Below are 20063 nucleotides of genomic sequence, written 5' to 3' on the forward strand. Positions count from 1 at the left end.
CTCGTTGCAGCTGTTAGTGCAGGCCGCGCAGCACGCCTTGAGCGCTGCGGCTGTGGTTGTCTTGCACAAAGTTCACATCCAGGCCAGTGACCTGGTTGAAGTCATGCTGGTTGAAGCTTTCAAAAAAGAAGCCCCGCGCATCGCCAAAGACCTTGGGCTCGAGGATGAGCAGGTCGGGGATGTGGGTGGGGGTGACGGTGTAGGGCATGGTGTTAAAGAGGAAAGTAGCCGCCTGTCTTTGGGGCACCACGAAATTCGATTTTTCCTTGGTCTTTGAGTTGCTTGAGCCAGCGTTCGATGGTGCGTTGAGTCACACCGCTTTGCACAATGAGCGCCGCTGTGTTCATGCCGGGCTTTGTGGCAATGAGGCGGCTCAGGTCTTCGGTATTTTTTACTCCGCCACTTACTCCGCCACTTACTCCGCCACTTACTCCGCCACTTACCCCCTCATCCTGCGACTTCGACTTTGTAAAAGTTGCCATCACCCCACCGAATTTTTCGGCAATGTCGAAGTGTACTTCCGGGTAGTCCTGCAAAGCTTTGCGGATGCGGATGAAGCCGCTGCCGTATTTTTCAATGCCGGTGGTCAGGTAGAAGGCTTCGGCGACCAGTTTGTTGCGAAGGCTGGAGCGGTAGTTATCGACTTGGACTTCGGCCACAGTCAGGCCCCCATAAAAGGTACCGGAACTGAAAATGCTGATGCTGTTGTCAAAAATCTTGACCTGGATGTCTGATCCGTCTTTGTAGTCGCGATGGACGACCGCATTGAGCAAAGCTTCGCGCAGGGCAGCCAAGGGGTATGCAAACCGCTCTTTGCGGTGCACTGCGCCCGTGATTTCAAATGCCACGGGCACATAAGAAACGATAAAACGCATGGCTTGATCGACCGCCTCAAACAGGGTGTCGGTGATTTGCCGGTCGTCAATGATCAAGCTGGGTGTCTTGAAGCGGCCAATATGGATGTTGTGCCGCAATGGCTCTTTAGCAAACAACAGCATGGCGGCCCAAGTGGGTTGACCCTGGCTGATGTAGTTGAGCTTTTGCACGGCCGTCAGGCTGTCGGTGGTGCCCAGTGCAAATCTGCCACCCGCGTTGACTTGTTGCACGAATTGGTCCACTTTGACCATGGACAAGTCTTGCAGATGGGCATTGTGCGCGGGGTAGGCATCCCACGAGATCTGGAGCGACTGCATATACAGATCGCTGATTTCATTGGCGTTGAGTGCTTGGTTGGTGTTGCTGACCCGTTTGTAATAACGCCCTTTGGTACTGACTGGCTTGACGGGAAACTCCGCCACGCTGATGACCACGAGGGTTTTGCCATTGACTGAGAAAGCCTCCAGCTCGGGAATGATGCTAGGGCTGGTCGCCGATTTGATTTGCACCAGCCATTCGTTGAGGCTTTCTTTGCCCAGGGTGGTGCCTTGCACGGTTCCCTGGTCTGTGACGCCGACAAGCACATGCCCACCTTTGGCATTGGCAAATGCCACCAGAGTTTCGATGCAGGCTTTGTCAAACGAGGACTTGAATTCCTGCGTTTGCGTCTCGCCTGCGTCGATCCATTGCTGAATCACAAAGCAACCCCTTGTTGCGCAGCGATGCGGTGAATGGGGTGTTCCAGCAAGTTGGGCGCTTTGAGGAGCACATCCACCTTGCGCCCATGCATGGCTCGCGAGACCCTGCTGGCAATGCGGGCCGAGACCACGGCAGGCTCGGGCAAGGCCCGACTCACTTCGATCATCAGGTCAACATCACCGCCTTTGGCCGCGTCATCTACCCGAGACCCAAACAGCGTGACCTGTACGCCCTCACCCAGCACGGCGGTGGCGGTGCTTTTGATGATGTCGATTTGGGCGAGGGTCAGGCGCATGTGGGCGGTTCTTGCTGAAGCTTTGGGTTGGCTGGCATTCGCTTGCAGGGCAAGCTCCTACAGGTATCAATGGGTGGAATAGGTTGTTTGACAAAAGGCAATGAGTTGCTCGTGCCAGCGCAAGAGCTCTGGGGCGGCTTGGATCATTTGGCCAAAAAACTCGTGAAGAACCGCTGGGTCGTCTTCGTATTCGTGGTTGACGGCGTTGCGCAGTTCGCGGATGTCTTTCCAGCGGTCCACAGAGTCGATGCAGCCGAGTTTTTCCATGTAGAGCAAAACAGCCGTGAAGGGCTCAGAGGGTTTTTCTTCCTCCACAGCCACGGCTTTCATGGTTTTGCCCATGTGCTCTTGGTATTCGCTGAAGCGGATGCGAAAGGCGGCCAGCGTTTCGTGCTGGTCGGGCTGCAGCGCTTGCCAGTTTTGGATGGGCAACAGGGCAGCAACTTGAGCAATGGAATAGCTCAGGTATTCGCGCATGCGGCCAAGGTGGTCCAGCTTTTTCCAGATGAGGGCGATGTGTTCGCTCACAGGCGAATGCCTTCTAGTTTGGCTATCAAGGCGATGGGGCTGCGGTCGCCAAAGGGTTTGACGATCAGGTCCACCGGCATGTCCAGTTGGTCTTGAAGGCTGACTTTGCAACGGATTTTTTTCATCAAATCGGGTTGCGTGGCTTCAACGTAAAGGTCCACATCGCCGCCTTTGGCTGTGTCATCCACCCGAGAGCCAAACAGCGTGACCTGCACGCCCTCACCCAGCACGGCGTGGGCGGTGCTTTTGATGGTGTGGATTTGGGAGGGGGTCAGGCGCATGGCCGCTTAAGCAGAAAAAATCGGCTTCAACAAAAATTGGACTTGAAGCTGATATTGGCGTTCTTTGACCAGGGTTTCGATGACGGTCATGTCCACATTGAGGTAGTCATGCACGATGCGGTTACGCAAACCAATGGCGGCCGTCCAATGGCGCATGGCTTGGTCGTCAATGGTGTGGTCTCTGTGCAGTTGCGCAAATGCATCGTAGGCCGAGACGGGCACGGTTTGCTGGCGTTGCTTGATGAGCAATTTGGCTTTACCGATAGCGTTTTCTGTCAGCACCTGCAATGCATGCAGAACACCCGCTTGCTCGAGGGCAGACAAGGCTTGATGTTGGTGCAGGCGTTGGCTCACGTCATCGAGCATGGCCTGCAGGTCGCGTGCCAGTCGCTCGGTTTCTTGTTGGTAAAGCTCAAGCCGCATGTTGGCTACGCCATTGGTTATCTTCGAGCTGCGCCCAGGTGTTTTGCAAAAATCGCACCCACCCCAAGTCATCGGCAATGTGCAGGGGAACGCCCTCTTCTGCCGCCAAGGCGCGCATGGCCAGGCGGGCATCGGCCAGATCAATCAGGTCAACTTGGTCTTCGCTCACTTGCAGGGCATGGCGCAAATCCTGGCGCAACAGTTCTGTGGCCAGCAATTTTTCGGTGGCCGACGTACTTCTGGCCCATTGGATGGCGATGTCCCAATCACTGCCTTCGTGCGCGGTACCCGCTGCCCGGCTGCCCACCAGCACAGCAAAAGCCAAACCGGCTCGCTGAGCCAGCACGGCATGGGCGGTGCTTTTGATGGTGTCGATTGGGACAGGGGTCAGAGGCATGTTGGGGTGTTGTGGATTTTTTTCTGGATTTCCACGACGCTTAGCTGCTCGCAATGACGGTTTCTGATTTGTCATTGCGAGCCAAGCGTGGCCATTCAGTGTTTACTTCAGCAAGTTCAACAAGTAATGACCGTAGCCGTTTTTGGCCAAGGGCTGAGCGAGTTTTTGCAGCGATTCGGCGTTGATCCACTTTTGATGGAAGGCGATTTCTTCGGGGCAGGCCACCATGAGGCCTTGGCGTTTTTGCAAGGTGGCGATGAAGCCAGCGGCTTCGAGCAGGCTGTCGTGGGTGCCGGTATCGAGCCAGGCATAGCCTCGGCCCATGATTTCAACATTGAGTTGGTCCAGCTCCAAGTAGCGTTTGTTGACATCCGTGATTTCCAGTTCGCCACGGTGCGAGGGCTGGATGTCGGCTGCGATGTCGCAGACTTGGCTGTCATAGAAATACAAGCCGGTGACTGCGTAATTGCTTTTGGGGACCTTGGGTTTTTCTTCAATGCTGAGCGCGCGTTGCTGATCGTCAAAGTCGACCACACCGTAGCGCTCGGGATCGTGCACATGGTAGGCAAAGACGCTGGCGCCTGCGTTGCGCTGGTTGGCGCTGGCAAGCAGTTTGACCAAATCATGGCCGTAAAAGATGTTGTCCCCCAAGACCAAGGCACTGGGGTCGTTGCCGACAAAGTCTTTGCCAATGATGAAGGCTTGGGCCAATCCATCGGGGCTGGGCTGCACCGCATATTGAATGTTCATGCCCCACTGGCTGCCATCGCCCAGTAATTCGTTAAATCGAGGTGTATCTTGCGGCGTGCTGATGAGCAGCACGTCTTGGATGCCCGCCAACATGAGTGTGGTCAGCGGGTAATACACCATGGGTTTGTCATAGACCGGCATGAGCTGTTTGCTGACGGCCTGCGTCACAGGGTACAGGCGCGTGCCGGAGCCCCCGGCAAGGATGATGCCTTTGCGATTGGACATGTTTTGTTTGTTTTGTAGGCGCTACCGCATTGTTCAATGCAGGCTACCGCAGTCCGGCAACGCAGGCGTTGCAGACTTCAGAGAGAGATCAGATGCACCATTGCAGTGCAAGTCCACCCACCAACCCTGTATTCAGAAGGTCAAGCATTGTATTCTTAAGAACAATGGGGGAATTGAAATAATGCATGCCTATTGATTCATTTAAAAAATCAAATCATCATTTTCTTGATGAAATTGGCATTTTTCTCACAAGGGCGCGGATGATCCAAAACGGCGGTCCCGCCTAGAAAACCATTCAATGGCTTGCTTGAGCCGCTCTGGTGTGAAATCAGGCCACAGGTCGTCCGTGAAGAACATTTCTGCATAGGCGGCTTGCCAGAGCATGAAGTTGCTGACGCGTGACTCGCCGCCTGTGCGAATGAGCAGATCGACTTCTGGGGCGTACGAAGTACTGAGGTATGCCGACAAGCCCTCTTCCGTCATGTCTTGCAAGCTCAGGTGGGGATGGGCTTTTTGCCAGGCTTGGGCGGCCTGAATCATGTCCCAGCGCCCCCCGTAATTGGCGCACACGTTGACGGTGATGGCCGTGTTGGCAGCGGTTTGCGCTTCGGCTTTGGCGATGAGGTCTTGCAGCAGGGGGCCAAAGCGCGCCGTGTCACCCACCACTTTGAGCCGCACGCCGTTGGCGTTCATGTTGTTGATCTCTTTTTGCAGGTACGTCATGAACAGGCTCATGAGGCTGCTGACTTCTTCTTCGGGGCGTTTCCAGTTTTCGGTGCTGAATGCAAACAAGCTCAATTGCGAAACGCCCAATGCCGAACAGGCTTTAACGATGTCACGCACCCGTTTGGCGCCAGCTGCATGCCCCAGGGCGGCGGGCATGAAGCGGTTCTTGGCCCAGCGACGGTTGCCGTCCATGATGATGGCAATGTGGGCGGGAAGTGTGGTGGAGGGGGTGGAAGACAAGTGATGGCCGGTGCTGAATGGGGGTAACGATTTTAGTGGCTTGAATGCGCTCTTGAATCAGGCGTGGGTAAGTTCGACTTGATGGTGTTCGAGTTGAACCAAGGTGGGGCGTCCAAGTATTTCCAGCAAAACAGCCACCCGTTTGCTGGACACATTTTGCACAAGCCCCTCGATGCCTTTGAGGGCTGTGTGTTTGAGTCTCACGGTTTGACCGGCTTTGATGTTGCTCAACTCTTGCAAAGTGGCGTGGTTGCGATCTTGTTCGAGCTGGCGGATGCGCTGGACCAAATCGTCGTGCAAAAGTGCAGGCTCAAAACCAAAACGCACGATGGTGGCCACGCCTTTGGTGCTGCGCACGGCTGAGATGCTTTGCTCGGGTTTGCCCGGGCGAAACAGGATATAGCGCGGGAACATGGGCTCAAACAAGGCCACGGGGCCTTGTTCTGTTTTCTTGAATTTCTTGTAAAGCGGCAAATATGATTCAAATGCCTGCTGTTCCAGATTGACATGCGCGATTTGTTCTTGACGGGGTTTGGTGTAAGCCAAGTACCAACGACCTGCGTCTGGGTTTTCGCTAGAAAAGGGATTGGTTGTCTCTTGGATGAAGGGCATGCGCGAAGTCGTTATTGAACAATGTTTAACGTAGATTTTAACTTTGGCTTTGCAGCTGAAATCAATATTGAAAAACAAAACCCCGCAAAGCGGGGTTTAGCATTTTCAACAACTCAGCTAATTTTCAAATGAAAATTAATTTTATCAATTTTCATTTATTGATTCAATGCCATGCAGCTTGGGGCTTCCATTGTGCGATTCAGGCTGACAGCCACCTTGCGTGTGCAGAGGTCCGGTTTCGGAAGTGGATTTCTGGATGAACCAGAATCAGCGTCCTCATGGGTGGGCTCCTCGCCAAACAGGGTGCTTCGATCAATAAGGATTGATCAGAGTAGTAGAAAAAAATGAATGACTCATAAGACTCAAGCGATCGTGAAAGGCGTGCGGTCTTGACCTTCGATCCACTTGGGTGCTTTGCCTCGACCCGTCCAGGTTTGGCCAGTTGCTGGGTCACGGTATTTGGCCGCCACTTTGCTGACTGCTTTGGCGCTGGCTGGCTTGCCTGCGCGGCCAGGGAATATGTCTTGTGCAGTCAGGCCATATTCGGCAACCAACTCGCGCACTTTAGCGACTGCGCTGGAAATTTCATTTTGGCGGGCTTGAGCAATGGCCAATTCCAAGGCTTCACGCTGTGCCAATAATTCTTTGTAGCTTTGGGTCATGTTAACTCCTGATTAAAAATAACGAGTCTGAAATATACATCAAATAATCTGGATCACATTGATTTTTTTAAACCAACTGAATTTTTAGAGCTTCAATACGGGCATTTCTTCGATCTAATTTTGCTTTTTTCCATACATTGAACCGACATTCAAAAAATGTCGCACCGATATTATGGGTCAGGCCACAAGATGTTTGAATTTGTTTCGGCTATGCAATTTTTGTGTTGCCGACGATGGTTTTCCAGGGGGTTTCACAACCATCGTTGGCAATGCAAGCACCGACAGGCCGCATGACACCATTCATCGCCCCGGGAGGGTGATTCCTGCCGCTATTGATTTGGCTGGGCTTCATCAGCGAACGCAAACCATCAAAAAAAAACGGCCTCCAAGGAGGCCGTTTTGATGTGCAGCACAAGTGCTTCAGGCGCAGGTCATTCCTCGACGAAGGCTTCTTCGCGTTTGGATTTGATCGAGGGTAAAGCCACGATGATCAAAAGCAGTAAGGCCGCAGCCAGCAAACCCGCCGACAAGGGGCGCGTGACAAACACGCTCCAGTCACCACGCGACAAGAGCATGGCGCGTCGCAGGTTTTCTTCCATCATCGGGCCCAGGATGAAACCCAAGAGCAAAGGCGCTGGCTCCATGCCGAGTTTGATGAAGACGTAACCAATCACGCCAAACATGGCCACCATCCAGATGTCCCAGGTGTTGTTGTTGGTCGAATACACGCCAATGGCGCAGAACAGCACGATGGCCGGGAACAACCAGCGATAAGGCACCGACAGCAACTTGATCCAGATGCCGATCAGGGGCAGGTTCAAGATGATCAACATCGCGTTGCCAATCCACATCGAGGCGATCAGGCCCCAGAACAACTCGGGGTTGCTGGTCATGACCTGAGGGCCGGGCTGGATGTTGTGGATGGTCATCGCGCCCACCATCAAAGCCATCACGGCGTTGGGCGGAATGCCCAGCGTCAGCAAGGGGATGAAGGAAGTTTGCGAAGCCGAGTTATTGGCCGATTCAGGCGACGCCACACCGCGGATGTTGCCTTGGCCGAAAGGCACTTCGCCTGGACGGAGTTTGGTTTTCTTCTCGATGGTGTAAGCCGCAAAAGCTGCCAACAAGGCACCGCCACCGGGCAAGATGCCCAGGGCCGAGCCCAAAGCGGTGCCGCGCAACACAGCAGGCACCATGTTCTTGAAGTCTTCAGCGCTGGGCATCAAACCGGTCACTTTGGCCGTGAAGACTTCGCGCTCTTCGTCGGGCTTGGACAGGTTGGAGATGATCTCGCCATAACCGAAAACGCCCATGGCGATCACGATGAAGCCCACGCCGTCGGTCAACTCAGGAATGTCGAAGCTGAAACGGGCCACACCCGAGTTCACGTCGGTGCCGATCAGGCCCATCAACAGACCCAACACAATCATGCCGACCGCTTTGATCAGGGAGCCAGAGGCCAAGACCACAGCACCGATCAAACCGAGGACCATGAGCGAGAAGTATTCAGCAGGGCCGAACTTGAAGGCCACTTCGGTCAAGGGCGCTGCAAAAGCGGCCAAGATCAAGGTGCCCACGCAACCGGCAAAGAAAGAACCCATGCCGGCAGCGGCCAAAGCGGGGCCGGCGCGACCTTTGCGGGCCATTTGGTAGCCGTCGATCATGGTCACCACCGACGAGGCTTCGCCTGGCAAATTGACCAAAATGGCGGTGGTGGAGCCACCGTATTGCGCGCCGTAGTAAATACCGGCCAACATGATCAGCGCAGCCACGGGGGGCAGCGCGTAAGTGGCGGGCAAGAGCATGGCAATCGTGGCCACTGGGCCCACGCCGGGCAATACACCGATCAGGGTGCCCAAGAGGCAACCCACAAAAGCGTAAATCAGGTTTTGAAAGGTGAACGCCACCCCAAAACCGAGTGCAAGGTTGTCAAACAGTTCCATGAGTTAATTCTCCTCAACCGGTGATGAAGGTGGGCCAGACCGGAAACTGCAGCTTGAGCAGCAGCACGAAAGCGCAGTAGCTGCCAATGGACAGGATGGTGGCCAAAATCAAGACCTCTTTGAGCTTGAAAGTGTCACCCGCCAAGCTGACCACCAAGGTGGTGCCAAAGATGGCCACGATCAAACCCATGGCGGGCACGCCCACACTGGGCAGGCCACCCAACAAAAGGCCAAACAACAAGTTGCCGGCGATGATGAAGAACAAAGGCTTCCAGGCCCATTTGCCAATTTTTTCACCGTCTTGGGTTTCGACCGTCAATGCTTTGAACATGACAAAGGCACCGATAACAGCCAACAAAATGCCCAGCAACAACGGGAAATAACCCGGCCCCATGCGGGCACCGATGCCGATGTTGTAATTGGTCGCGCCAATGGCAAAGGCTGCACCTGCTACGGTGTAGAACAGCCCGGCGAAAAAGTCTTTTTGACTCTTGATGTTCACGAGATATCTCCTCTGATTGAGTTGGGGAGATTCTGCGTGAAGATGCCCCTGTGGCGGATGTGGGTTACACCTATATCCCGAGGGTGACAAAGCGCTGGTTTACCCTGATGCGCGGGTGTTTTTTTCCGGTTTGATTTGGTCGCAACGTGCGCTGGAGGTCATGTCGTCAGTGGCTTGAACACACGCAACCATTTGGGGGCGGGCAAGTCCCATTTTTCCTGGATGTTTTCGGCTGCGGCCATGAGTTGATCACGCTTGGGGCGCGAGGCGGTGCGCTGCGCCAGCACGATGGCGTTGCCTTCGCGGGTGGGCTTGAAAGCCCAGACCGCGTCTTCACCAAAAGCAGCGCAGATTTTCTCCACGCTTTCGCCGTAGCTGGACGAGCGGCCAAACAGGTTGACCGTCATGACACCTTGCGGGGTCAGCAGGTCCCGGCAATGGCGGTAAAAGTCGGGCGTGTCCAGCACGGGCGCTGCGGCCTCTTCGTCGTACAGATCGACCGCCAAGGCATCCACGGTGCCGCGCCATTCTTCCTTTTGAATTTCCTGCAAGGCATCGGCCAGCACCACGCGCAGGCGCTCATCGTCAGGCGGCAATCGAAACCAGCCCCGGCAGGCATGCAAAACGCCGGGGTTGAGTTCGATGGCGGTGCAGGTCATCTTGAGTTTTTTGTAGCAAAACTTGGTGATCGTGCCCGCGCCCAGCCCCAGCTGCATGGCGTGTGCGCCCTTGACGTCTGCGTGCGGAAAAAACAGCAGCCAGCCAAACATGCGCTGCACATATTCCAGCTCGATGTCATAGGGCCGATCCAGAAACATGGAGCCCTGAATCCACTCGGTGCCCAGGTGCAGGTAACGGATTTCGCCATCTTCGGAGAAGTTGACTTCGGGCAGTTCAATGGCTGGGTCGCCAGCTTTTTTTCGACTCATGGTGTGTTGAGGTTGGGCAGGACAGGGGCGGCATCGGGGGGTGTCATCACGGCACGCCAGGCGGCCAGTTTTTTCTCAAAGGTCCAGGACGCATGGGCCGGACTGGTCGATGGTAGGCGATGAATCGTCACCCGCCCGGCCAAACCGGTTTCTTCCAGCGCTTTTTTGACCGTTCTGGCATGCCGGAAACTCTCGCCGCCGTTGTGGGCGATGGTGCTCAGCTGCGGACATTGCGCCAGCAGGCCCGGAAAATCATTGAGCTGGCCCTGCTGGATGGCGCTGTCCAGACTGCCCTCTCGCGCGCAGGCGGCGTACACATCCCACACCCCCACGCCCAGCAAAAGCAGGCATTGGCAGCGGCGGGCGTAGTCGCGTTCTGCAGGCCACCCGGCATCGGGCCACAGCGCCTGCATGATGGGCCAGAACTGGTTTTGAGGGTGCGCGTAATACTGCTGCGCCTGCAAAGACTTGACGCCCGGAAAGCTGCCCAGCACCAGCACCCGGGTGCCCGCCGAGACCAGCGGGGCCAGACCTTGCAACAGAGGGGATGCACTCATGCATGCACCACCCGTGCGGCCAGCGCGGCCAGCCGGGGCAAGGCCCGCTGGGCATTGGCGGTGGTGAGCTGCGCCAGCGCCGCCATCGGCATGCCGCGCAACGGGGCCAGCTGCTGGGCAATGCGCGGCAGCTCGGCCGGGCTGTTGCGCCCTTGCGGCAGGCCCAAGGCGCGCTGCTCGGCCGTCTGGTAGAGCCAATGCGGGGGCATGTCGGGCGCATCGGTCTCCAGCACCAGGGCACTTTCGGGCAGCTCGGTGGCCAGGCGGCGCAATTGCAAAGCCCGCTCGTAAGTCAGCGCCCCGCCAAAACCCAGCGCCCAACCCAGTGCCACAAAGGCCTGCGCCTGCTGAATGCTGCCATTAAAGGCATGCGCGATGCCGCCAGGCACCACCACCTGGCGCAAGCCCTTGAGCAGCAGATCGGCCGAACGGCGCACATGCAAGATCACGGGCAGGCCATGCTTTTGCGCCAGCTGAAGCTGCGCCGTGTAGAAAAACCATTGGCGCTCACGCATGGCGGGCGTGCACAGCGCGGGCACAAAAAAATCCAGCCCGATCTCGCCCACGGCCACCAGATGCGGGTCACCCTGGCGTTCGGCCAGGGCTTGGTCCAGCGCCAGCACATCGGCCTTGTCAGCCTGCGGCACATACAGCGGGTGGATGCCCAGCGCATACGCATCGCCGTGGCGAGCGGCCAGATCGGCCACGGCCTGCCAGTGGCTGCGCTGCACCGCCGGGATCACGCACAGCCCCACCCCTTGCTGGCGCGCGAGCGCCCTGACGGCGTCGCGGTCGGCGTCAAACTCGGCCGCGTCCAGATGGCAATGGGTGTCGATCCACATGGCGCGATGTGCCGCCGGTCAAACGGCCGCTTGCAGCACGCCCTTGACCAGGTGCAGCTGCCGGTCGCAACGCGCGGCCAGCGCGGTGTCGTGCGTGACCACCACAAAGGCGGTGCCACGCTCTCGCGCCAGCTGCAGCATCAGGGCAAACACGCCGTCGGCCGTTTCGCGGTCCAGGTTGCCGGTGGGCTCGTCGGCCAGCACGCAAGCGGGCTCGTTCACCAGGGCGCGGGCCAGTGCCACACGCTGGCGTTCACCCCCGGACAGCTCGGAAGGCCGGTGGTGCAAGCGTTTGTCCAGGCCCACACGCGCCAGCCACTGCGCGGCCACCAGGGCCGCATCGCGACGGTTTTGGCGGCGAATCCACAGCGGCATGGCCACGTTGTCCAGGGCACTGAACTCGGGCAGCAAATGGTGAAACTGGTAGACAAAACCCAGATAGCGGTTGCGCCACAGGCCTTGTTCAGCCGCGCTCAAGGCCGAGAGCAATTGGCCCTGCAACTGCACGCTGCCTTTGGTAGGCGCATCCAGACCGCCCAGCAAATGCAGCAGCGTGCTTTTGCCCGAGCCCGAAGCGCCCACGATGGCCAGGGTCTCGCCCGCGTGCACCTGCAGGTCCACGCCTTGCAGCACCGTCACATCGAGTCGGCCTTCGGTGAATCGCTTGGTCAGGCCTTGGGCCTTCAAGACGACATGGGCTTTTGGGCTGTTCAGGGGTGGGTTTGATTCGATCTGGCTGGAAACAGACGTGCTTGCCGGGGACAAGCTTTCCAGAGGCAGGCTGGCCTGCGAGGTGCAGGCCACGGCGGGGCTTGCCGAAGGGAGGGTGTCCACCGCAGGCGGCAAATCGGCAGCCTCAGGGGTCGGCGCCGCCGAAGAGCCCAAGCTGGGCGCCGTCAAAGAGCCCAAGGTCTCGGGCAGCGTAGGCAGAGAAAGTTTATTCATAACGCAGGGCTTCCGCCGGGTTCACTTGGCTGGCGCGCCAGCTGGGGTAGAGCGTGGCCAGAAACGCCAGCACCAGAGAAATGATGGCAATCGGCCATATGTCGCTGGCCAGCGGCTCGCTGGGCATGCGGCTGATCAGGTAAATGTCGCGCGGCAAAAAGCTGGCGTTGAACAGCTGCTCCAGCGCAGGCACGATCACGTCGATGTTGAAGGCCACCAACAGGCCCAGCCCCAAACCGCTGAGCGTGCCGATCACGCCCACCGTGGCGCCCTGCACCACAAAAATGCCCATGATGCTGCGCGGGCTGGCCCCCAGAGTGCGCAAGATGGCGATGTCGGCGCGCTTGTCGGTCACCGTCATCACCAGCGTGCTGACCAGGTTGAAGGCGGCCACCGCCACGATGAGCGTGAGGATGATGAACATCATGCGTTTTTCAACCTGCACGGCGGCAAACCAGGTCTTGTTTTGCTGCGTCCAGTCGCGCACAAAAAAGCCAGCGCCCAGCTGCATTTGCAAATCACGGGCCACCTCGCGGGCCAGGTGCAAATCACGCAGCTTGAGCCGGATGCCGCTGGGGCCTTCGAGCCGGAACATGCGGGCCGCATCGTCCACATGCATCATGGCCAGGGCCGAGTCGTATTCATAGTGGCCCGAATGGAAGCTGCCCACCACCTGCATTTGCTTCATGCGCGGCACCACGCCCGCCGGGGTCACCTGCCCCGAAGGCGAAACCAGCGTGACCGGGTCGCCGCTTTGCACACCCAGGTTTTGCGCCAGATCGGCCCCCAGCACGATGCCAAACTCCCCCGGCAAGAGCCGCGCCAGCACGCCAGCCTGGGCTTCTGACGACAAATCGGTCACCTCGGGCTCCAGCGCCGGATCAATGCCGCGCACCAGCACACCTTTCATGTCTTCACCCCGCGCCAGCAGTGCCTGCGCGGTGATGAAGGGCGCCGCGCCCAGCACTTGAGGATGTGATTTGAGCCGGGCCAAGACATTCGACAAATCGGTCACTGCGTTGCCATCGGCGGCATACACCTCGATGTGCGAGACCACACCCAGCATGCGGTCGCGCACTTCGCGCTGAAAGCCGTTCATCACGCTCAGCACGATGATGAGCGCCGCCACGCCCAGGGCAATGCCCAGCATGGACACGCCAGAGATGAATGAAATGAAACCGTTGCGTCGGGTGGCGCGACCTGCACGCGTGTAGCGCCAGCCAAGCACCAGCTCGTAAGGGATGTTTTTGAAAAAAGACATGGGCCTATTGTGCAATGGGGCTCACACAGAACCCACACAGCGCTGTCCCTCATTGCGCATTTCAGGCCTGAATTGACCACAATGGGGCCATGAAAACCCTCCCCCACTCCGCTTTCTTGCGTTTTTTTCACCACGAGTCGGCAGGCGGCATCGTCCTGGCCCTGGCCGCCTTGGCCGCATTGCTGGTCAGCAACTCCAGCTGGGGTGAGCATTACCGGTCATTTTTGGCAATCCCGGGGCAAGTGATCGTTGGGGATGCGGCCTTGGTGCTGTCCAAGCCCCTGATTTTGTGGGTCAACGACCTGTGGATGGCGGTGTTCTTCTTTTTGGTGGGTCTGGAAATCAAGCGCGAATTTCTGGAAGGCGAATTGAGCGGACCCGGCCAGTTGGCGCTGCCCGCCGTGGCCGCACTGGGTGGCATGTTGGTGCCTGCACTGATATACACCGCCTTCACCTGGGGCGACGCCGTGGCCTTGCGCGGCTGGGCCATTCCGGCGGCCACCGACATTGCCTTTGCTTTGGGCATCGTGGCCTTGTTGGGTTCGCGGGTGCCCTTGTCGCTCAAGGTGTTCCTGACCGCCGTGGCCATCATCGACGACTTGGGCGCCATTGTCGTGATTGCCCTGTTCTACACCGCCAGCCTGTCCTGGCCCATGCTGTTGGGGGCATTGCTTTCGGGCCTGGTGCTGCTGAGCCTGAACCGCTTGCGCATCACGCGGGTGGATGTTTACATCGCGGTCGGCCTGGTCATGTGGGTGTGCGTGCTCAAGTCGGGAGTGCATGCCACGCTGGCGGGGGTGATCACGGCGCTGGCCATTCCCATGCGGGATGCGCAGGGCCAATCTCCACTGGAATCCTTGGAGCACGGGCTGCACCCTTGGGTGGCATTTGGCATCTTGCCGATGTTTGCCTTCAGCAATGCCGGGGTGTTGCTGGACGGGGTCAGCCTGAACACCTTGATGTCGCCCATCCCCTTGGGCATTGGCCTGGGCTTGCTGCTGGGCAAGGCCGTGGGGGTGTTTGGCGCTGCTTACCTGATGATTCGCTCGGGCCTGGCCCCAGCCCCCGCCGAGGCCTCCACAGTCCAACTGCTGGGCGTGAGCATGCTGTGTGGCATTGGCTTCACCATGAGCTTGTTCATCGGGGGCCTGGCCTTCAACGGCCTGGGGCCAGCTTATGAACTGCAACTCAAATTGGGCGTGTTGGGCGGCTCCATCTTGGCGGGTGTCTTGGGCGCCCTGGTTTTGGGGCTGGCCAAGCCGACAAAGAGGTAGGCGATGTGCCTGTTGCACAGACCCCTATGGGCAAGCATCGCGCAGAAGCCAGAGGGTGTTTTCACCTAAAAAGTCACGGGCGTGACGGTTGCACCGGGTCGTGTGCGGCAAAACTTGCCCACAGCATGCCCGGACCCTGCATGCATGGATGCAAGGAAACCAACCATGACCACACCCCGCACGACGCCAAAAGCCACCCCCAGACTGAGCGCCATCCCCGCAGCCCTCACCGTCGCCTTGCTGCTGAGCGCCTGCCAGACGGCCCCAGTCAAAACTGCCGAGCCACCGACCTCGCCCGAGGTGGTGGGCGAATTCCGCAAGGGCACGGGCTACCTGAACGGCTACATCGACCGCAAGGAACTGCCCGACAGCCTGGCCTTGGTGCCGCCACCGCCCACCCCCGGCTCAGCCCGCCATGCGGCCGATGTGCAGCAGCACCAGCAAACCCGCGTCCTGCGCAACACACCGCGCTGGGAATACGCCTTCAAGGACGTGAACCTGAAGTTTCCTGAAGCAGCCGGGGTGTTCTCGTGTGCATTGGACATGCCCATCTCGCAAGAAGCCACGCCCCACCTGAACATGCTGCTGCGCCGCAGTTTGGTGGACGCGGGCTTTGCCACCTACAAAGCCAAGGACCACTACAACCGCAAGCGTCCTTTTGCCGAGCTGGGTGAAACCACCTGCGCCCCCAAGGAAGAAGCACACCTGTCCAAAGACGGCGCCTACCCCTCGGGGCACGCCGCGCTGGGTTGGGCCTGGGGCTTGATCTTGGCGGGCCTGGCCCCCGACAAAGCCAATGCCTTGGTTCAACGCGGACACGCCTTTGGTGACAGCCGCATGGTGTGCGGCGTGCACTGGCAAAGTGACTTGGAAGCCGGGCGCGTGGTGGGCGCTGCCGCTGTGGCCCGGCTGCAAGCCGACCCGGTGTTTCAGGCCCAAGCTCAACTGGCCAAAGCCGAAATTGCCGCCGCCCGAGCCAAAGGCCTGAAATCAGACCGCCAAGATTGCGCATCGGAAGCTGCGGCGCTGAAGCGCTGAAAAATCAAGGCCTGTGGTTTCCCGTAGGTCAGTGGCTTCAGCCCAGACATGAGACCTGTGCCGGAGCCTGTCATGTCGGAGCTGAAGCTGCCGACCTACGAGGCAAGGTCTGTGGTTTTGCGTAGGTCGGTGGCCTCAGCCCCGACATGGGACCTGTGCCGGAGCCCGCAATGTCGGAGCTGAAGCTGCCGACCTACAAGGCAAGCTCTGTGGTTTTTCGCAGGTCGGTGGCTTCAGCCCAGACATGGGCCTGCGCCATAGCCCAACATGGGCTTTCAGCGGCTGGCCTTGTCCAGCGCCTGGTCGATGTCCCACAAGATGTCGTCCAGATTCTCCAGGCCCACCGAAATGCGCACCATGTCGGGCGGCACGCCTGCGGCCAGTTGCTGGGCCTCGTCGAGCTGGCGGTGCGTGGTACTGGCCGGGTGGCTGATCAGGGTGCGGGTGTCGCCGATGTTGACCAGGTGGCTCATGAACTGGGCCGACTCGATGAAGGTCACGCCTTGCGCCAAACCGCCTTTGACGCCGAACGACAGCAAGCCTGACGCGCCGCGCATCTGGCGCTGCATCAGGGCGTGCTGCGGGTGGTCGGGCAAACCGGGGTAGTTGACCCAAGCTACTCGCGGGTCGGCCTTCAAAAATTGGGCCACGCCCAAAGCGTTGTCGCAGTGTTTGGTCATGCGCAGCGGCAGGGTCTCGACACCTTGCAGAATTTGCCAGGCGCTCATGGGGCTGAGCGATGCGCCAAACACGCGCAGGCTTTCCATGCGGCAGCGCATGGAAAAGCCGAAGTCGCCAAAGGTCTCGTAAAACTTCACCCCGTGGTAGCCCTTGGACGGCTCGGTCATGCCTGGAAACTTGCCGTTGTCCCAAGGGAATTTGCCGCCCTCAACCACCACGCCACCCAAGGTGGTGCCGTGGCCCGCCAAATATTTGGTGGCCGAATGCACCACGATGTCGGCGCCCAACGCCAGCGGGTTGCACAGCAGTGGGCTGGGCACGGTGTTGTCGATGATGAGCGGCACGCCGTGCGCATGGGCCACCTCGGCCACGGCGGCGATGTCCAGCACCACCATGCTCGGGTTGCCCAAGCTCTCGGCATACACGGCCCGGGTGTTGGGGCGCATGGCGGCGGCAAAGGCCTCGGGTTTTGTCGCGTCCACAAAGGTCGTCTCGATGCCGAACTTGGCCAGGCTCACGGCCAGCAGGGTGACCGAGCCGCCGTACAAAGCCCCGGCCGCCACCACATGGTCGCCCGACTGCAAGATGGTCATCAGCGCCATGGTTTCGGCCGCCATGCCCGAGGCACTGGCCACGGCAGCACGCCCGCCTTCGAGCGCGGCCACTCGCTCTTCGAGCACCGCCACGGTGGGGTTGCTCAGGCGCGAATACACATTGCCAAAGGTCTGCAGGTTAAAGAGCGAGGCCGCGTGCTCGGCGCTGTCAAACACAAAGCTGCTGGTTTGGTAAATGGGCAGTGCGCGTGCGCCTGTGGCCGCATCGGGAATTTGCCCGGCGTGGATGGCCAGGGTTTCGGGGTGGAATTGGCGGTCGGTCATGGTGTTCGGATGGAAAAAATAGGGTTCAAAAATGGCAAAACAAGATGTCGGTCGTGGGCTGTGACGCGAGCTTGTATTGGTAGCAGCCCACCCCGTGGGCGATGGCTGGCCTCACACCAGCCGCCGCGCCGAGATGATCCAGGTGTTCACACCCACCCAGTTCAGGCCGCCAAAAAGCCGGGCGTGTTCGATCTTCACGCAGCGGTTGCTCACCGAATCCATGCCCGCCTGCCGGGCCAAGGCGTCGGCCGGTGCATTAGCCACGCCCAGCTGCTGCCAAAGACACCGGGCACCGATCTGCACCGCCTGCTCGGCAATCGGCAGCACGTCTTCGGCGCGGCGAAACACATCGACCATGTCGACCTTGAAAGGGATGTCGTTCAGGCTGGCGTAACAGGTTTCACCCAGCACCTGGCCGCCCGCATAGCGCGGGTTGACCGGCACGATCTTGAAGCCGTGCGACTGCATGTACTTGGCCGCGAAATAGCTGGGCCGGTGCCACTCGGCCGACAAGCCCACCACCGCGATGGTGGGGCAACTTTTGAGGATGCGCCGCAGCGCGTGCAAATCGTTGTGCATAAAGTCCTTCTGTCTCTTCTGCGTCGTTTTGTTGAAGACTTCAGCTCAAGCGCCGCAAGTTCTTTTGTAGGAGCCCACCCTGTGGGCGATGGCTTGCAGGGCGTGTACCACGCCCATCGCCCACAGGGTGGGCTCCTACAAAAACCAACAAGCCAAGTGCCGAAACCGTCATCTGCATAGGGGTCACAGGTTCAATATTGCGCCAAGCCACTCAGCAGCGCGTGCAAATCGTTGTGCATGAAAGCCCTTCTGTCTTCTGCGTCGTTTTGTTGAAGTCTTCAGCTCAAGCGCCGCAAGTTCTTTTGCAGGAGCCCACCCTGTGGGCGATGGCTTGCAGGGCGTGTACCACGCCCATCGCCCACAGGGTGGGCTCCTACAAAAACCAACAAGCCAAGTGCCGAAACCGTCATCTTCATAGGGGTCACAGGTTCAATATTGCGCCAAGCCACTCAGCAGCGCGTGCAAATCGTTGTGCATGAAAGCCCTTCTGTCTTCTGCGTCGTTTTGTTGAAGTCTTCAGCTCAAGCGCCGCAAGTTCTTTTGCAGGAGCCCACCCTGTGGGCGATGGCTTGCAGGGCGTGTACCACGCCCATCGCCCACAGGGTGGGCTCCTACAAAAACCATCAAGCCAAGTGCCGTACTTGTCATCTTCATAGGAGTCACAGGCTCAATACGTCACCTGCCCGCTGCGCTTCATCTGCCGCGAGGCCCATGTGGCGCACAGCGACAGCCCGCCGCACACGGCCATCACGCCCAAATAATGCCCGCTCCAGTCAAAGGCCGCCCCGGCCAGCACCGGGCCCAGCAAATTGCCCAGGGCCGCGCCACTGTAGAGCGTGCCCACCACGCTGGCCACCGAGCGACCACCAAAATAATCCATGCAAATGGCGGGCAAGAGCGACACGATGGAGCCATAACTCAGGCCAAACCACAGCGCAAACAGCACCAGCATGGCCTGCCCACCCGCCGCGCCCCACAGCACATACGACGCGCCCATGGACAGCTGCATCAGCACCAGCGTCTGCGCCCGGCCCAGGCGGTCGGCCAGCAGGCCAATGGCAAAGCGCCCGACCAGACTGCCCACGCCAATCAGGCCCACCAGCCCCACGGCAAAGGCTTCGCCCAGACCCAGATCGCGCGCCGAGGCGGACACATGCGCAAAAGGAATGAACATCACGGGCGAGGCCAGCACGGTGGCCAGGTAAAGCCAGCGGAAGGTGGGACTGCGCAAGGTCTCGCGCAAAGTCAGTCCGGAGGCCGAGCCCCCTGCACTGGTCGCACCGGGGGCGGCTTGCGTGGCAGGGGCGCGGCGCAGCAAACCCGCCGCCAACAAGCCCAGCACCAAGACCGCCAAGGCCAGCAGCTGCATGGCCTCGCGCCAGGGCATGGGGCCAATCGCCATGGCCACCAGCACCGGCACCAGCAAGGTGCCTGCGCCCACGCCCGAACTGGCAATGCCCCCGGCCAAGCCGCGCCGGGTGGTGAACCAGGGCTGCACACTGGCAATGGACGGGGTGTAAACCAAGGCGATGCCCAGGCCCACCAGCAAACCGTAGCTCACATAGACAGCCATCAAGGACGTGGCCCAGCTGGTGGCCAGCAAGCCCAGCGCAATGAGCGCCATGCCCGCCGAGCACACGGTGCGCGGGCCAAAGCGGTCGGCCAGCATGCCGCCGCCCGCGCCCAGCACAAAGTAAACAAAGCCCGACAGGCCAAAGATCCAGGACACATCGGCCCGCTGCGCCGAGAACTCGGCCGCGAACGATTCAAAAAACGCCGCAAACGAATACGACACCCCGAAGATCAGCGCCAGGCACACAAAAGTGGCCCACACCACCACCCAGGCATAAGGGGTTTCTTTCATCTTGTCTCCGGTTCTTTTTTGAAGTAGCTGTCATTGTGCCTTTGAAGCAGCGCGGC

General features: G+C 59.2%; 22 protein-coding genes and 1 pseudogene. 2 read left to right on the forward strand and 21 right to left on the reverse strand.

The features are described 5' to 3' along the window. Nucleotides 1–16 precede the first annotated feature (16 nt). The 18 genes and pseudogenes from AMM33_RS01985 to AMM33_RS02070 form a co-directional block, all read right to left on the reverse strand. Nucleotides 17–208 (reverse strand): annotated as a pseudogene (locus AMM33_RS01985) (dTDP-4-dehydrorhamnose 3,5-epimerase family protein); the annotation flags it as partial. A 4-nt stretch (nt 209–212) separates the two neighbouring features. Further along, the gene (locus AMM33_RS01990) at nt 213–1574 is read right to left on the reverse strand and encodes an RNA-binding domain-containing protein (RefSeq protein WP_090138285.1); all 1362 of its coding nucleotides are present in this window, start codon (nt 1572–1574) and stop codon (nt 213–215) included. After that, complete coding sequence (locus AMM33_RS01995; RefSeq protein ID WP_228767896.1) at nt 1571–1870, reverse strand: nucleotidyltransferase domain-containing protein; 300 nt, start codon at nt 1868–1870, stop codon at nt 1571–1573. Before AMM33_RS01995 ends, AMM33_RS01990 begins: the two co-directional genes overlap by 4 nt. A gap of 66 nt (nt 1871–1936) precedes the next feature. Continuing rightward, the gene (locus tag AMM33_RS02000) at nt 1937–2398 is read right to left on the reverse strand and encodes a hypothetical protein (RefSeq protein WP_090138286.1); all 462 of its coding nucleotides are present in this window, start codon (nt 2396–2398) and stop codon (nt 1937–1939) included. Next, nucleotides 2395–2679 carry a nucleotidyltransferase domain-containing protein gene (locus AMM33_RS02005; protein ID WP_090138288.1) on the reverse strand — a complete coding sequence of 95 codons (285 nt, stop codon included), beginning with the start codon at nt 2677–2679 and terminating at the stop codon, nt 2395–2397. Before AMM33_RS02005 ends, AMM33_RS02000 begins: the two co-directional genes overlap by 4 nt. Before the next feature lie 6 nt (nt 2680–2685). After that, nucleotides 2686–3102 carry a type VII toxin-antitoxin system HepT family RNase toxin gene (locus AMM33_RS02010; RefSeq protein WP_090138290.1) on the reverse strand — a complete coding sequence of 139 codons (417 nt, stop codon included), beginning with the start codon at nt 3100–3102 and terminating at the stop codon, nt 2686–2688. Further along, complete coding sequence (locus AMM33_RS02015; protein ID WP_194945180.1) at nt 3092–3499, reverse strand: type VII toxin-antitoxin system MntA family adenylyltransferase antitoxin; 408 nt, start codon at nt 3497–3499, stop codon at nt 3092–3094. Before AMM33_RS02015 ends, AMM33_RS02010 begins: the two co-directional genes overlap by 11 nt. A gap of 102 nt (nt 3500–3601) precedes the next feature. After that, on the reverse strand, nt 3602–4474 hold the full coding sequence (rfbA, locus tag AMM33_RS02020; RefSeq protein ID WP_090138294.1) for a glucose-1-phosphate thymidylyltransferase RfbA: 873 nt from the start codon (nt 4472–4474) through the stop codon (nt 3602–3604). A 246-nt stretch (nt 4475–4720) separates the two neighbouring features. Continuing rightward, entirely contained in the window at nt 4721–5440 is a 720-nt protein-coding gene (gene uppS, locus AMM33_RS02025; protein WP_255350660.1) for a polyprenyl diphosphate synthase, read from the reverse strand. A gap of 57 nt (nt 5441–5497) precedes the next feature. Next, the gene (locus tag AMM33_RS02030; protein WP_090138296.1) at nt 5498–6052 is read right to left on the reverse strand and encodes a transcription termination/antitermination protein NusG; all 555 of its coding nucleotides are present in this window, start codon (nt 6050–6052) and stop codon (nt 5498–5500) included. A 362-nt stretch (nt 6053–6414) separates the two neighbouring features. After that, a complete protein-coding gene (locus tag AMM33_RS02035) occupies nt 6415–6714 on the reverse strand; it encodes an H-NS histone family protein (protein WP_090138297.1) in 300 nt (99 codons plus the stop codon). A 431-nt stretch (nt 6715–7145) separates the two neighbouring features. After that, a complete protein-coding gene (locus AMM33_RS02040; RefSeq protein ID WP_090138299.1) occupies nt 7146–8657 on the reverse strand; it encodes a tripartite tricarboxylate transporter permease in 1512 nt (503 codons plus the stop codon). Between the two features lie 13 nt (nt 8658–8670). Further along, on the reverse strand, nt 8671–9159 hold the full coding sequence (locus AMM33_RS02045) for a tripartite tricarboxylate transporter TctB family protein (protein ID WP_090138301.1): 489 nt from the start codon (nt 9157–9159) through the stop codon (nt 8671–8673). Between the two features lie 158 nt (nt 9160–9317). Further along, entirely contained in the window at nt 9318–10088 is a 771-nt protein-coding gene (locus tag AMM33_RS02050; protein ID WP_090138302.1) for a class I SAM-dependent methyltransferase, read from the reverse strand. Beyond that, entirely contained in the window at nt 10085–10645 is a 561-nt protein-coding gene (locus AMM33_RS02055) for a DNA-deoxyinosine glycosylase (RefSeq protein ID WP_090138304.1), read from the reverse strand. Before AMM33_RS02055 ends, AMM33_RS02050 begins: the two co-directional genes overlap by 4 nt. Continuing rightward, nucleotides 10642–11487 carry a TatD family hydrolase gene (locus AMM33_RS02060; RefSeq protein WP_090138306.1) on the reverse strand — a complete coding sequence of 282 codons (846 nt, stop codon included), beginning with the start codon at nt 11485–11487 and terminating at the stop codon, nt 10642–10644. Before AMM33_RS02060 ends, AMM33_RS02055 begins: the two co-directional genes overlap by 4 nt. Before the next feature lie 18 nt (nt 11488–11505). Beyond that, nucleotides 11506–12201 carry a lipoprotein-releasing ABC transporter ATP-binding protein LolD gene (gene lolD / locus AMM33_RS02065; RefSeq protein ID WP_090138736.1) on the reverse strand — a complete coding sequence of 232 codons (696 nt, stop codon included), beginning with the start codon at nt 12199–12201 and terminating at the stop codon, nt 11506–11508. A 223-nt stretch (nt 12202–12424) separates the two neighbouring features. Beyond that, a complete protein-coding gene (locus tag AMM33_RS02070; protein ID WP_090138308.1) occupies nt 12425–13693 on the reverse strand; it encodes a lipoprotein-releasing ABC transporter permease subunit in 1269 nt (422 codons plus the stop codon). A gap of 89 nt (nt 13694–13782) precedes the next feature. Here AMM33_RS02070 and nhaA point away from each other — a divergent pair, with 89 nt between their 5' ends. Continuing rightward, on the forward strand, nt 13783–14967 hold the full coding sequence (gene nhaA, locus AMM33_RS02075) for a Na+/H+ antiporter NhaA (RefSeq protein ID WP_090138310.1): 1185 nt from the start codon (nt 13783–13785) through the stop codon (nt 14965–14967). Between the two features lie 165 nt (nt 14968–15132). Continuing rightward, nucleotides 15133–16005: an acid phosphatase gene (locus AMM33_RS02080; RefSeq protein ID WP_228767897.1), complete on the forward strand. Its 873-nt coding sequence runs from the start codon at nt 15133–15135 to the stop codon at nt 16003–16005. Nucleotides 16006–16280: 275 nt separating this feature from the next. On the opposite strand, the gene AMM33_RS02085 is transcribed toward AMM33_RS02080, so the two are convergent. The 3 genes from AMM33_RS02085 to AMM33_RS02095 form a co-directional block, all read right to left on the reverse strand. Beyond that, nucleotides 16281–17564, reverse strand: coding sequence for an O-acetylhomoserine aminocarboxypropyltransferase/cysteine synthase family protein (locus tag AMM33_RS02085; RefSeq protein ID WP_090138312.1), 1284 nt, complete (start codon nt 17562–17564; stop codon nt 16281–16283). A gap of 111 nt (nt 17565–17675) precedes the next feature. Beyond that, nucleotides 17676–18143: a CoA-binding protein gene (locus AMM33_RS02090; protein ID WP_090138314.1), complete on the reverse strand. Its 468-nt coding sequence runs from the start codon at nt 18141–18143 to the stop codon at nt 17676–17678. Nucleotides 18144–18810: 667 nt separating this feature from the next. After that, a complete protein-coding gene (locus AMM33_RS02095; RefSeq protein ID WP_090138316.1) occupies nt 18811–20007 on the reverse strand; it encodes an MFS transporter in 1197 nt (398 codons plus the stop codon). Between the last annotated feature and the right edge of the window lie 56 nt (nt 20008–20063).

This window comes from Limnohabitans sp. DM1, assembly GCF_001269385.1.
GTDB lineage: Bacteria > Pseudomonadota > Gammaproteobacteria > Burkholderiales > Burkholderiaceae_C > Limnohabitans_A.

Bases quoted from the DNA above. Each gene is read 5' to 3' on its own strand.
- AMM33_RS01995 (WP_228767896.1), bottom strand. From the start codon at position 1,870: ATGCGCCTGACCCTCGCCCAAATCGACATCATCAAAAGCACCGCCACC.
- AMM33_RS02005 (WP_090138288.1), bottom strand. From the start codon at position 2,679: ATGCGCCTGACCCCCTCCCAAATCCACACCATCAAAAGCACCGCCCAC.
- AMM33_RS02010 (WP_090138290.1), bottom strand. From the start codon at position 3,102: ATGCGGCTTGAGCTTTACCAACAAGAAACCGAGCGACTGGCACGCGAC.
- AMM33_RS02015 (WP_194945180.1), bottom strand. From the start codon at position 3,499: ATGCCTCTGACCCCTGTCCCAATCGACACCATCAAAAGCACCGCCCAT.
- rfbA (WP_090138294.1), bottom strand. From the start codon at position 4,474: ATGTCCAATCGCAAAGGCATCATCCTTGCCGGGGGCTCCGGCACGCGC.
- AMM33_RS02030 (WP_090138296.1), bottom strand. From the start codon at position 6,052: ATGCCCTTCATCCAAGAGACAACCAATCCCTTTTCTAGCGAAAACCCA.
- AMM33_RS02035 (WP_090138297.1), bottom strand. From the start codon at position 6,714: ATGACCCAAAGCTACAAAGAATTATTGGCACAGCGTGAAGCCTTGGAA.
- AMM33_RS02040 (WP_090138299.1), bottom strand. From the start codon at position 8,657: ATGGAACTGTTTGACAACCTTGCACTCGGTTTTGGGGTGGCGTTCACC.
- AMM33_RS02050 (WP_090138302.1), bottom strand. From the start codon at position 10,088: ATGAGTCGAAAAAAAGCTGGCGACCCAGCCATTGAACTGCCCGAAGTC.
- AMM33_RS02055 (WP_090138304.1), bottom strand. From the start codon at position 10,645: ATGAGTGCATCCCCTCTGTTGCAAGGTCTGGCCCCGCTGGTCTCGGCG.
- AMM33_RS02060 (WP_090138306.1), bottom strand. From the start codon at position 11,487: ATGTGGATCGACACCCATTGCCATCTGGACGCGGCCGAGTTTGACGCC.
- AMM33_RS02070 (WP_090138308.1), bottom strand. From the start codon at position 13,693: ATGTCTTTTTTCAAAAACATCCCTTACGAGCTGGTGCTTGGCTGGCGC.
- nhaA (WP_090138310.1), top strand. From the start codon at position 13,783: ATGAAAACCCTCCCCCACTCCGCTTTCTTGCGTTTTTTTCACCACGAG.
- AMM33_RS02080 (WP_228767897.1), top strand. From the start codon at position 15,133: ATGACCACACCCCGCACGACGCCAAAAGCCACCCCCAGACTGAGCGCC.
- AMM33_RS02085 (WP_090138312.1), bottom strand. From the start codon at position 17,564: ATGACCGACCGCCAATTCCACCCCGAAACCCTGGCCATCCACGCCGGG.
- AMM33_RS02090 (WP_090138314.1), bottom strand. From the start codon at position 18,143: ATGCACAACGATTTGCACGCGCTGCGGCGCATCCTCAAAAGTTGCCCC.
- AMM33_RS02095 (WP_090138316.1), bottom strand. From the start codon at position 20,007: ATGAAAGAAACCCCTTATGCCTGGGTGGTGGTGTGGGCCACTTTTGTG.